General features: G+C 45.2%; 13 protein-coding genes and 1 riboswitch. Of the genes, 11 read left to right on the plus strand and 2 right to left on the minus strand.

All coding sequences use genetic code 11. The features are described 5' to 3' along the window. Window positions 1-102: 102 nt before the first annotated feature. The gene (locus J7I42_RS27605; RefSeq protein WP_209142295.1) at window positions 103-474 is read right to left on the minus strand and encodes a hypothetical protein; all 372 of its coding nucleotides are present in this window, start codon (window positions 472-474) and stop codon (window positions 103-105) included. A gap of 552 nt (window positions 475-1,026) precedes the next feature. Next, window positions 1,027-1,119, plus strand: a riboswitch (TPP riboswitch). Window positions 1,120-1,183: 64 nt separating this feature from the next. Here J7I42_RS27605 and thiS point away from each other — a divergent pair. The 9 genes from thiS (at window position 1,184) to J7I42_RS27650 (ending at window position 9,304) form a co-directional block, all read left to right on the plus strand. Beyond that, window positions 1,184-1,387 carry a sulfur carrier protein ThiS gene (gene thiS, locus J7I42_RS27610; protein ID WP_209142297.1) on the plus strand — a complete coding sequence of 68 codons (204 nt, stop codon included), beginning with the start codon at window positions 1,184-1,186 and terminating at the stop codon, window positions 1,385-1,387. Between the two features lie 95 nt (window positions 1,388-1,482). After that, complete coding sequence (gene thiC, locus J7I42_RS27615) at window positions 1,483-3,369, plus strand: phosphomethylpyrimidine synthase ThiC (RefSeq protein ID WP_209142299.1); 1,887 nt, start codon at window positions 1,483-1,485, stop codon at window positions 3,367-3,369. Window positions 3,370-3,409: 40 nt separating this feature from the next. After that, complete coding sequence (locus J7I42_RS27620) at window positions 3,410-4,018, plus strand: thiamine phosphate synthase (RefSeq protein ID WP_209142301.1); 609 nt, start codon at window positions 3,410-3,412, stop codon at window positions 4,016-4,018. Next, window positions 3,991-4,746: a hydroxymethylpyrimidine/phosphomethylpyrimidine kinase gene (locus J7I42_RS27625; RefSeq protein ID WP_209142303.1), complete on the plus strand. Its 756-nt coding sequence runs from the start codon at window positions 3,991-3,993 to the stop codon at window positions 4,744-4,746. The genes J7I42_RS27620 and J7I42_RS27625 overlap by 28 nt, the downstream gene beginning before the upstream one ends. Continuing rightward, window positions 4,740-5,366, plus strand: a complete 627-nt coding sequence (locus tag J7I42_RS27630; RefSeq protein ID WP_209142305.1) for a thiamine phosphate synthase — start codon at window positions 4,740-4,742, stop codon at window positions 5,364-5,366. Before J7I42_RS27625 ends, J7I42_RS27630 begins: the two co-directional genes overlap by 7 nt. A gap of 56 nt (window positions 5,367-5,422) precedes the next feature. Beyond that, window positions 5,423-6,211 carry a thiazole synthase gene (locus J7I42_RS27635; protein ID WP_209142307.1) on the plus strand — a complete coding sequence of 263 codons (789 nt, stop codon included), beginning with the start codon at window positions 5,423-5,425 and terminating at the stop codon, window positions 6,209-6,211. A gap of 67 nt (window positions 6,212-6,278) precedes the next feature. After that, a complete protein-coding gene (gene thiH, locus J7I42_RS27640) occupies window positions 6,279-7,403 on the plus strand; it encodes a 2-iminoacetate synthase ThiH (protein ID WP_209142309.1) in 1,125 nt (374 codons plus the stop codon). Between the two features lie 569 nt (window positions 7,404-7,972). After that, on the plus strand, window positions 7,973-8,809 hold the full coding sequence (locus J7I42_RS27645) for a universal stress protein (RefSeq protein ID WP_209142311.1): 837 nt from the start codon (window positions 7,973-7,975) through the stop codon (window positions 8,807-8,809). A 141-nt stretch (window positions 8,810-8,950) separates the two neighbouring features. Beyond that, window positions 8,951-9,304 carry an HPF/RaiA family ribosome-associated protein gene (locus J7I42_RS27650; RefSeq protein WP_209142313.1) on the plus strand — a complete coding sequence of 118 codons (354 nt, stop codon included), beginning with the start codon at window positions 8,951-8,953 and terminating at the stop codon, window positions 9,302-9,304. 43 nt (window positions 9,305-9,347) lie between these two features. Here the strand turns inward: J7I42_RS27650 and J7I42_RS27655 are convergent, their stop codons facing one another. Then, the gene (locus J7I42_RS27655) at window positions 9,348-9,977 is read right to left on the minus strand and encodes a phosphoribosyltransferase (RefSeq protein WP_209142315.1); all 630 of its coding nucleotides are present in this window, start codon (window positions 9,975-9,977) and stop codon (window positions 9,348-9,350) included. A gap of 94 nt (window positions 9,978-10,071) precedes the next feature. On the opposite strand from J7I42_RS27655, the gene J7I42_RS27660 reads away from it, so the two are divergent. Continuing rightward, entirely contained in the window at window positions 10,072-10,293 is a 222-nt protein-coding gene (locus tag J7I42_RS27660) for a hypothetical protein (protein WP_209142317.1), read from the plus strand. Between the two features lie 639 nt (window positions 10,294-10,932). Continuing rightward, on the plus strand, window positions 10,933-11,688 hold the full coding sequence (locus J7I42_RS27665; protein WP_209142319.1) for a hypothetical protein: 756 nt from the start codon (window positions 10,933-10,935) through the stop codon (window positions 11,686-11,688). Window position 11,689: the final 1 nt, after the last annotated feature.

An 11,689-nucleotide genomic window follows, 5' to 3' on the forward strand; every position in this document is an offset into this window, starting at 1 on the left:
TTTATTACATTACATACTGTAAAGGGCATTCCTGTATGGACATACCTACAGCAGGTAAGCTAACAACTAAAAAATGAGAATGATTAAAGTGTGTGGTAGCAATTACACTTGTGGAGGATGGAAAACAGCGTCTATTACTTTTTGTGAGATGGGTTCGGTGTACCGTGATACATGTACCAGTTTTTCGTTTATTACCAGGTAGTGCGTTTCAGCCTTCTTTTCACTGTACAATACTACTTCGAATTTTAGACTGGAGCCCCCATTCAGCGGAGCGTCCTGTGATCTTTCGTCTTTATTCAGCTGTTTGGTCAGGTAACATGTACCATGACAGCAGCTCCTGGGTTTATTGCGGTTCTCACACAAATTAGCCGCAATCGTCTTTTGATTAACCTTGAAATTCAGGACGATAAGGCTTTTGCTGAAGGTTTGCCCCAGCATGCCTATCAAGAACACTATCGTCCACCATTTATTCAAGTTTCTAAATTTCAGGCAAAGATATCTGGTTAACGCTTAAAATGCATGAAAATTATCAGTTTAGCGCTTGATATATGTCATGTTATGAGGAAAAGGCAATGGGCAATGGGGAATGGGGAATGGGCAATAGGCAGTAGGCAATGGGCTATCTGCAGACGGCAAACGGCAGACGGCAGACGGCAAACGGCAGATGTGAAAAAAAAAGTCAATCTATTCTCTTCTGCTCAGGACTCTCAGCGCTCGCCTGCGGCTCGCACAATCATCACTTTGTATGTTGCCTAATAACTCAATTCTTACCTCAGGCTCCTTCATCAGAACACTACGAACTATATTAACCCTATCAACTTCCATTCCTGGTCAACTGATCAACTGGTCAACCCAATCAACCATAAACGTGACAACTCTATCAACCTTCTTCCTGATCAACTGAATAACTGGTCAGCATGCCTATTTCCTATATCTTACTTCCCTTATCAACCTTGTTAACTCTATCAACTTCCATCTACCCTCTTTTGACAAAAAAATTGCTATTTCAAAAAAAACTATACCTTTACCTCACTTTAGGGGTGTCCATAACGGACTGAGATAATACCCTTTGAACCTGATGCAGTTCGTACTGCCGAAGGGAAAAGTGAAAGTCTTCTATTATTTCTTCTTTCATTTCTCTTTTGCTGCATGTTCATTCCCTGAAGTGATTAAAAAAGTAGGTATGAACATTTTTATCAATCAACAACCAAGGGATATTCCTGATCAATGTTCGTTGGAGCAATTGCTCACCCAGGTATTAGGCATACCAGTGGCCGGTTTGGCGGTAGCAGTAGACCAAACTGTTATTCCCAATACCCATTGGCAATCGTATGTGCTACAGCCAGCCGATAAAGTAATGCTGATCAGAGCTACACAAGGCGGGTAAGGCTGGTTGCCAGGGTTGATCAGTTGCCAGTTAAACGGGGCGATTGCCGACTGCCTATTGCCGATTCACGAATGACCATTCACCAAAAAAATATTATGAAAAAAGAAGCTATTCCCAATCAAAACAAAATAACTACAGAACCTTTTCCTGCATCGAAAAAGATCTATGTAAAAGGACAACTGCATACTGATGTCGCCGTAGCCATGCGGGAGATCTCGCTTACCGATACGCAATTACATGGTAAAAAGGGCGCTACAGAAAAGAATGCTTCTGTTACCGTATACGATACCAGTGGCGCTTATACCGATCCCAATGTGACCATCGATGTAAAGAAAGGCTTATCACCCTTGCGTGAAAAATGGATCATCGACCGGCAGGATACCGAGCAATTACAACAGGTGTCTTCTTCGTATGGCCTTGAGCGATTGAACAATGAAAAACTGGATGCCTTCCGTTTTGAGCATCTCCGCAAACCACGTCGTGCCAAAAGCGGTTATAACGTAAGTCAGTTACATTATGCCCGCAAAGGCATTATTACACCCGAGATGGAATACATTTCCATCCGTGAGAACCAACGGTTCGATCTGTTAAAAGAACAACTGAATGGCAGCTATGGTCTGTTGTCGCAGCAACATGCCGGCCACAGCTTTGGCGCCAATACTCCCAAAAGTTATATCACGCCTGAATTTGTACGACAGGAAGTTGCCGCAGGGCGTGCCATTATACCCAGCAATATCAATCACCCGGAAAGTGAACCCATGATCATTGGTCGCAATTTTCTGGTGAAGATCAATGCCAATATTGGTAATTCGGCTGTGACCTCCAGCATAGAAGAGGAAGTGGAAAAAGCTGTATGGGCATGTCGCTGGGGCGCCGATACCATCATGGACCTGTCGACCGGTAAAAACATCCATGAAACCCGTGAGTGGATCATTCGTAATTCGCCTGTGCCCATTGGTACTGTGCCTATTTACCAGGCATTGGAAAAAGTGAATGGAAAAGCAGAAGAACTGACCTGGGAATTGTTCCGCGATACTTTGATAGAACAGGCCGAGCAGGGGGTAGATTATTTCACCATCCATGCAGGTGTGCTGTTGCGTTATATTCCATTAACTGCTAAACGCATGACGGGTATTGTATCCCGCGGTGGCAGTATCATGGCCAAATGGTGTCTGGCACATCATAAGGAAAGTTTTCTGTATACACATTTCGAAGAGATCTGTGAGATCATGAAAGCGTATGATGTGGCCTTCTCCTTAGGCGATGGCTTGCGTCCCGGTAGCTTGGCCGATGCCAATGATGCCGCACAATTTGCTGAGCTGGAAACACTGGGTGAACTCACCGATATTGCCTGGAAGCATGATGTGCAAACAATGATAGAAGGCCCGGGTCACGTGCCGATGCACCTGATAAAGGAGAATATGGAAAAGCAATTGAAGCATTGTAAAGAAGCGCCTTTTTACACGCTCGGACCTTTGACCACAGATATCGCACCTGGCTATGATCATATTACATCGGCCATTGGCGCCGCAATGATCGGCTGGTTTGGTACCGCCATGTTATGTTATGTAACACCAAAAGAACACCTGGGTTTACCCAATAAGAAAGATGTAAAGGACGGCGTGATCACCTATAAGATTGCCGCCCATGCGGCTGATCTGGCGAAAGGGCATCCTGGTGCGCAATACCGTGACAATGCATTGAGCAAGGCCCGTTTTGAATTCCGCTGGGAAGACCAGTTCAACCTTTCGCTCGATCCGGATACCGCACGTGAATTCCATGATGAGACGCTGCCGGCTGATGGCGCTAAAGTGGCACATTTCTGCTCTATGTGCGGACCGAACTTCTGTTCTATGAAAATTACACAGGATGTTCGGGAATATGCAGCCGAAAATGGATTGCAGGACGCCGATGCCATACAGAAGGGGATGGACGAGAAGTCAAAGGAGTTTGCTGAGAAAGGAAGTAATATTTATTTATAGTCCTGAGCGGAGCTCTGTAACATACAACAACTTGTTCACTATGTTTACGATAGCCGTTATATCAAATGCTACTGCAGTGCCAAATGAAGCCACCATCATTCAGCAATTATTTGCCGAAGGGCTGGAGGTGTTTCATTTGCGTAAACCTGAGGCCGATGAACAAACAATGCGGCAATTGATAGAAGCTATTCCGGCTGTTTATCATGACCGTATAGCCATGCATGGGTTCTATCATTTGATGGAGGAATACAATATCCATCGCTGGCATTTCAGGGAAGAACACCGGCAGTCAACCACTAAAGAAGAGTTGGTGAAACTGAAAGATAAAGGCTATACGTTGAGTACTTCGGTGCATGAGTTGCCGACGTTACAAAGATTGACATCGCTTTTCTCATATGCCTTTTTTTCGCCCGTGTTCGATAGTATATCAAAGCACCAATACAAGGGCATTGCCGGAGATGATTTTTATTTGAAAGCGGAGCAAAAGCCGGTGCCGGTACTGGCATTGGGCGGCGTTGAAGCGAATAACATTCATTCTTTGGTGACAATGAATTTTGATGGTGCTGCTTTATTGGGGGCCATCTGGCAGGAACCGGAAATGGCAGTTGAAAATTTTAAATTATGCAAACACAACGTCCATACGTATTGACCATAGCGGGATTTGATCCTACCGGCGGTGCAGGGGTGCTGGCCGATTGTAAGACCTTTGAACAGCATGCTGTTTACGGGTTGGGTGTTTGTACTGGCTGGACAGTTCAAACCGATGACAGCTTTTTTAATATTCACTGGCTAACGGCCGAACAGATCATTGAGCAATTGCAGCCGTTGATGAACAAATTTGTTGTATCGGCCTGTAAGATCGGGATCATCGACTCGTTGGAAACTTTGCTGGATGTGCTCGTGTTCTTAAAAGAAAACAGTCCGGCCATGCAAATTGTGTGGGACCCGGTTTTAAAAGCCAGTGCTGGGTATGATTTTCATGCAGTAGAAACCTTTCACAGCCTGGATGCGGTATTAGCAGGGGTTACGTTGATCACCCCCAATTACAATGAATTGCAACAGCTGCAATCCATTTCCGATGTAGCGCTGATAAAAGACGAACAGGCTATGTTTTGTTCCGTGTTGTTAAAAGGCGGTCATCGCCCTGATGCGTTGGGTACGGATACCTTGTATGAACCCACCGGACATACGATAATAGAAGCCGGCGTTGAACAGGTATTTCCCAAACACGGATCGGGTTGTGTATTATCAGCCGCCATTACCGCCCGGCTGGCCCAGGGTCAATCAATGGTGGAAGCTTGCCGGGGCGCGAAACATTATATAGAATCATTTTTAAATAGCAACCAGTCATTACTGGGATATCATACAATATGTTAGAACGGGTATATTTTATTTCACAACAAACCGCCGCAAAAACACATCTGGCGGCCATTGAGGAGGCATTGGAAGCCGGCTGCCGTTTAGTACAACTTCGGGTAAAGGATCAACCGGAAACAGAAGTAATGGCGCTGGCAAAAACAGCCAAAGCCCTGTGCGACCGGTATAATGCAAAACTGATCATCAATGATTATCCGTTGGTGGCCCGGTCGGTAAATGCATGGGGCATACATGTTGGGTTGCAGGATATGGCAGTGCAGGATGTGCGGGCCATTGTTGGTAGCAACATGATCATTGGCGGCACTGCCAATACGTTTGAACATATTCAACAGCGTGTACTGGAAGGGGTTGATTATATTGGTCTGGGGCCTTTCCGTTTTACCACCACCAAAGAGAAATTAAGTCCTGTTTTGGGGCTGGAAGGCTATCAACGCATCATGGAACAAATGCGGGCCGCCTCACTATATACACCTATTGTGGCTATTGGCGGAATATTACCTGATGATGTGCCGGGTTTACGGGACGCTGGAGTGTATGGCGTTGCTGTTTCCGGAGCAATTTCCAATTCTGTTGATAGAGGATCTGCCGTGAAAAAGATCAATGATTGGTATAGTTATTAAGCTAACGGTGCCACGGTTCCAAACCGTGGCACCGTTAGCAAACTAAATTAAACACTATGTTAACTATAGCGAATAAAGTATTTAAATCCCGCCTGTTTACAGGAACAGGGAAGTTCAGTTCAACCGAGGTGATGGAAGATGCCCTGCTGGCATCGGGTTCAGAGCTGGTAACGGTTGCATTGAAACGGGTTGATATGAACAATCCACAGGATGATATTCTGCGTCACCTGCAACATAAACACATCAACCTGCTGCCCAACACCTCAGGGGTGCGCACTGCCAAAGAAGCCATTTTTGCTGCACAGTTGGCACGCGAAGCCTTGCAGACAAACTGGTTAAAGCTGGAAATACATCCTGATCCCAAGTACCTGATGCCCGATCCGGTGGAGACATTACGGGCAACCGAAGAACTGGTAAAGATGGGTTTTGTGGTAATGCCTTATATTCATGCCGATCCGGTATTGTGTAAAAGACTGGAAGAAGCAGGTGCTGCCGCCGTAATGCCGCTCGGTTCACCCATTGGCAGCAACAAGGGGTTAAAAACAATCGACTTTCTGGAGATCATTATAGAACAAAGCAAAGTGCCGGTGGTGGTTGATGCGGGTATCGGTTCACCTTCAGATGCGGCCAAAGCATTGGAGATTGGCGCCGATGCTGTACTGGTGAATACTGCCATTGCTGTAGCCGGTCAGCCGGTACAAATGGCCACCGCATTTAAAATGGGGGTAGAAGCAGGCAGAATTGCCTATGAGGCCCGGCTGGCCAAACCATTGAACACGGCTATTGCAAGTAGTCCATTAACGGCATTTTTAGATGAAACGTCCATGGAAAAATTTTCATTATGACATACAGGGCAATGAAAATTTTTCCATGGTAAGTTCCATCTGGCCAAAACAAAATTGATATTCACAGATGAATAGCATGGATAGTTTTATCAGCATTTTCAATCAGTATAACTGGGACGAGATTAAACAGCGTATCTATAGTAAAACATCTGCAGATGTAGAAGCGGCCCTGGGCCGACAAAGCAGGACCCTGGATGATTTTATGGCGTTGATCTCGCCCGCCGCAGCAGCGTACCTGGAGCCCATGGCCCGATTGAGCCAGCAACTCACGCAGCAGCGTTTTGGAAAAACGATACAGATGTATGTTCCCATGTATCTTTCCAACGAGTGCAATAATATTTGTACGTATTGTGGGTTCAGTCTCGATAACAAGGTGCGGCGCAGAACGTTGTCGGCTACTGAAATTGTACAGGAGGCAACGGCCATCAAGTCGATGGGCTATGAACATGTGCTGCTGGTAACGGGTGAAGCCAATCATACCGTGCATGTGCCGTATTTTAAAAATGCGATCAATCTGTTGAAGAAACAATTTGCACACATTTCTATGGAAGTACAACCGTTAGATGAAGGGGATTACAGTGAGTTGATCGCAGAAGGGCTGCATACGGTGTTGGTGTACCAGGAAACCTATCACCGCGAAGATTATAAAAAGCATCATCCCAAAGGAAAGAAATCAAATTTTCAATATCGCATTGAAACGCCCGATCGCCTGGGTAGGGCAGGGGTGCATAAGATCGGTTTGGGTATACTGATAGGTTTGGAAGACTGGCGCACCGATTCTTTCTTTACCGCTTTGCATTTGCAATACCTTGAACGTACTTACTGGCAAACAAAATACAGTATTTCTTTCCCCCGCCTACGGCCTTTTTCCGGCGGACTGGAGCCAAAGGTAGAAATGGTTGACCGGGAACTGGTACAGTTGATCTGTGCCTGGCGCATCTTCAACCAGGAGGTGGAGTTGTCATTATCCACTCGTGAATTACCCCGGTTCAGGGACCATGTGATGCAGTTGGGCATTACCTCCATCAGTGCAGGTTCAAAAACAAATCCAGGTGGTTATGCCGTGGAACCGGAATCGCTCGAACAATTTGAGATAGCCGATGAACGCAGTCCGGCCGAAATGGCCCGCGTTATCTCCTCCATAGGCTATGAGCCGGTTTGGAAAGATTGGGATGGGGTGTTAACAAGTTGATCAGTTGATCAGGGAGGGCAGAATGCTAAGGGCAGAGAAAGGAAAACAGCGCTGCTTTTTGCTCATTTAATGTCGTTTAGTTAATGTTTGTTTTAAGCAATCCCCTCCTGGGAGGGGCGAGGGGTGGGTTGCCTTACGCACCCTCCAAGGGTGGCTCTCCCTTTTTGGGGATCAGTTGATCAGGGAGGGCAGAATGCAAAGGGCAGAGAAAGGAAAACAGAGCTGCCTTTTGCTAATAATGTCGTTTTAGTTAATGCTTGTTTTAAGCAATCCCCTCCTGGGAGGGGCAAGGGGTGGGTTGCCTTCCGCATGCAAGGTGATAATTGTGCGAGCCGCAGGCGAGCATGTGAGTGGTGGGTGTTACCGTTTGCCGTTTGCCGTTTACCGTTTGCCGTCTGCCGTCTGCCGTTTGCCGTTTGCCGTTTCACGATAACCCACTGTCCATCCCTACTGCCCATTGCCTATTGCCCATTCCCCATAACCTACCTGATCATAATCATTCCTCCCGCTAATAGAGGTCATACCATAAAGCCCGCCAGCAGGATAGCTTTGAATTAAAATCAAGCACCATGAAAAAGATATTACTAGTACTCGATGCTGCACACGTCGATACCGAGATCATCCAATTCGCCTGCAATTTTGCAACACTTTCTCATTCCTCACTGACCGGTTTGTTTGTTGGTAATTATGAAGAAGAGGTGCCGGAGGTAAATATAGAGTTTGGAGCACCCTATATAGAAGAGCCGCCTGTTTACAGTATAGGACCTAATATCACTTTAAAACGACTGGAGGAGCATATAACGCTGTTTAAAAAAGCATGCGCTGTAAGAGGTGTGCGTTGCCAGGTCGAATTCAATAATAATAGCTACGGAGCTGAATCCGTTATTGAAGAAAGCCGTTTTGCTGATCTGCTGATCATAAAAGCTTCTGTAACGCAGGAGAGAAAATTAAAGGATACGCCTACTTCTTTTGTTAAAGATGTGTTGGCCGCTGCAGAGTGTCCGGTATTGGTGGCGCCTAGCAGTTTGGCAGAGATAAAAGAAATTGTTTTTGCATATGATGGTAGCCGTTCGGCTGTTTATGCTATCAAACAGTTTACTTATTTGTTTCCTGAGTTAGCGGAGAAAAAGGCTATTGTATTACAGGTAAATAAAGACGAAGATATGCCGGTTACAGAACAGGCGCACCTGGGTAAATGGCTCCGGTTGCATTATTCAAGCATCGGTTTTCAGGTGTTGCAGGGTAAAGCTTCAGAAGAATTATCTGCTTACCTGTACGACCGGCAACATACCATTGTAGTGATGGGCGCGTATGGCCGTAATGGGTTGTCGGAACTGGTAAAACCAGCAACGGCAAGTCCTCTTTTAAGAAGTATCGATCTGCCTTTCTTTATCACCCATTGTTAGTAGTAGCTTAAACGTCTTATCTATCATGTTGTTATGCGTGTTCAATGAATTGTTCCCTGTTTGAACAACAAGTGTTAAAGCCAATGCTGTCGTGTGTTTTATTGCATTTATAATCGTAACTTAGGATATACAATACTTTATATGGCATTCCGATTTGAGTCAATGATTATTGAGATTCATGCCCCGCATTCGGATGTAAATGAATCCATATTAAAACCAGTAAAGGAGAAGGTACTTTCTTTTTCCCATCTTATTAAGGACATTGTAAAAGCCGAAATTATTCTGCGTGATGATGCTACTGCCTCACCACAGGAAAACAAGGTCTGTGAGATGAGGCTCACGTTGTATGGCGATTCGTTATTCGTGCACCGGCGATCGGGCAGTTTTAACGAAAGCGCCTGTCTGGCGGTTGATGAATTGGAAAAGGCAGTTCAGCAGCAAGCCAAACAGCAACAAGGGTTACCCGATCAAATAACGAGTACAGTGAAGGTGTGAATGGCGGTAGGACTTTCAACTGAGAACAGGGAACTGAGTGAATTTATTTCGGTGGACTAAGCATCGTTATGACATCCTCATCGCTTACCTGAGTAAAATCTGAGTAGAACTCACCTACTGAACGGAAGTGAGAGGGGACCCATGCACAAACAAATTCATCAACCACTTCGCTTAATTTTTGTGCGGCCTGTTTAGAGGCTACGGGCACAGCTATCACCATTTTTTTGGGCGCTTCATTTTTTATCATTTCGATTGTGCTTAGCAAGGTGTGCCCGGTGGCAACGCCATCATCGACAATGATAACCACTTTGCCTTTTACCGGCGTTGGTGGTTTATTGCCCATGAACTTTTTATACATGGCCCTTAATTGCTCTCTTATGTGTAGTGTTTCCTGTTGTATGTATTCGTCCGATGCAAAGGCGTTGGGTGAAATAACCTGACCTGTGAGGCTTACAGCGCCAATGGCGAACTCCTTATGCATGGGATGGCCGATCTTTTTGGAAAGAATGAGCTCAAGGGGCAATTGTAATATTTTGGCAATTGGTAATGCTACCGGCACACCACCGCGGGGAACTGCCAACACAATGCCATCCACATTTTTGTAATGTTGTAAATGCTGGCATAAAGCGAGGCCGGCATCAATGCGGTCCTGGAATATTGGCTGTGAACTCATGTAGTTATTATGGAACAATCATGCCAGCGGTTTGGTTCCTGTTTTTATTGATTTGCGTGGAATGGCTTTTGCAGTTCTGCCCTAAACGAATACTATGGCCAAAAAAACAAATCCTGATAAACCAACCGAAATACCTACACCCGAAAAGCCGGAAATAACGCCCGAAACAGTACCTAGTAATCCACCAGGGCCATTTGAAGAGCCGGAAATAGTGCCTGAGGACGATCCTGGAGGAACATCGCCCAGCGAGATCCCTGTTCCGGAACCGGAGGAGGAACCTGGAAAACAGGATGATCCAAAAACACCGCAAGGGTGAGGTACGGCAGACGGCAGACAGCAGACGGCAATGGGAAATAGGCAATGGGCAATGGGGGAAGGCAGAGGGCAGTAGGCCTCGTGAAAGGGAAAATATCAGTTGTGAGTGGTCAGTTGTGAGTGGGCTCGCCATTACTCGGGATTCGCAAATAATTTTGAGTTCACTCACCACTCACTGCTCACATGCTCGCCTTCGGCTAGCCTATTATCACCTTGCATACTGCCTATTAACTCATTTCTTACCTCAAGCTCCATCATCTGAACACTATAAACTCTATTAACCCTATCAACCTTCTTCCTGATCCCTGGTCCCAATTATTAGGCCTTTTAAAAGTTAGCGAGCCCACTCACAACTCACAACTAACAACTCACCTCATAACCCCCTATTTCTCAAAAGAAAGCGATAGGAAATTAAGTCGTCATTACAATACTAAAACGGGTATTTACGTTGTATACAGCGCCTAAAGTACCAATACACGAGTAATCGAAGTTTAACTGGGGGATTTTTGCATATAGTATTGATACTGTTGCTGATTTCACATATTGAATAATGTAAATATAAAGATGATCTGAATGACGGCTGGTAACAGGCCAGTGCGCATTTATTTTATTTTTTAGCCAGACTATTAAAAAATATCCAATGAAAACCCTTTGTATCCGTTGTATCCTATGGGTCTTTTCTGTGTTGTTTATCCAACGTGCCGCAATGGCGCAGGATGTTCCTACACCACAGACAACCACGTCAAGCACCGCGTCGCCATTGATAACGCTTGAAACCGGAAAACAAAAAAAGCCCAAGGTTAAAAAGCAATGGAAGTTTGCAGTTGACATCGATGCCGGTTTTGCAAATCCTGGTGCAGATCTCGCCGAAGCCTTCAAAGGCGGTCTCAATGTTTCTATAGGCGTTAAAACGGCTTTCTTGAATGATAAATTATGGGTACGGCCAGTAGGTGGTTTGAAATACTACTGGAAGAATGGCAACCTGGGTGAAACCAAACGGGAAGCATTCCGCACTTATAAAGCAGGGCTTGAACTACAATACAAAGCCTATACTGTTAATAAATTTACCTTCTTCCCCATATTAAGAGCTGATAACAACTGGTCGGTAAACCAGGTTACCAAAAAATCTGACGAAAAAACATCTACGGCGCCTTTTACATCAAACGGAAAATTATTGACCGGGACCGGTTATTCGTTTGATGCCGGTATTATGGTAGTTCGTTCAGGTGATCTGTATGTTAAACTGGATTATGAATATTATAAACCCGAACTGACAGTAACTCCTGAACTCGCACAGGAAATGCTGACGACCGGCATGCTGATACAAGAGAAAAAAGTATACAACTGTAGCTCAATAAACCTGAGTGTGGGTGTTAATCTGAATTTCAAAAAATAAC

Origin of the sequence: Niastella soli (assembly GCF_017742245.1) — a bacterium.
Classification (GTDB): Bacteria; Bacteroidota; Bacteroidia; order Chitinophagales; family Chitinophagaceae; genus Niastella; species Niastella soli.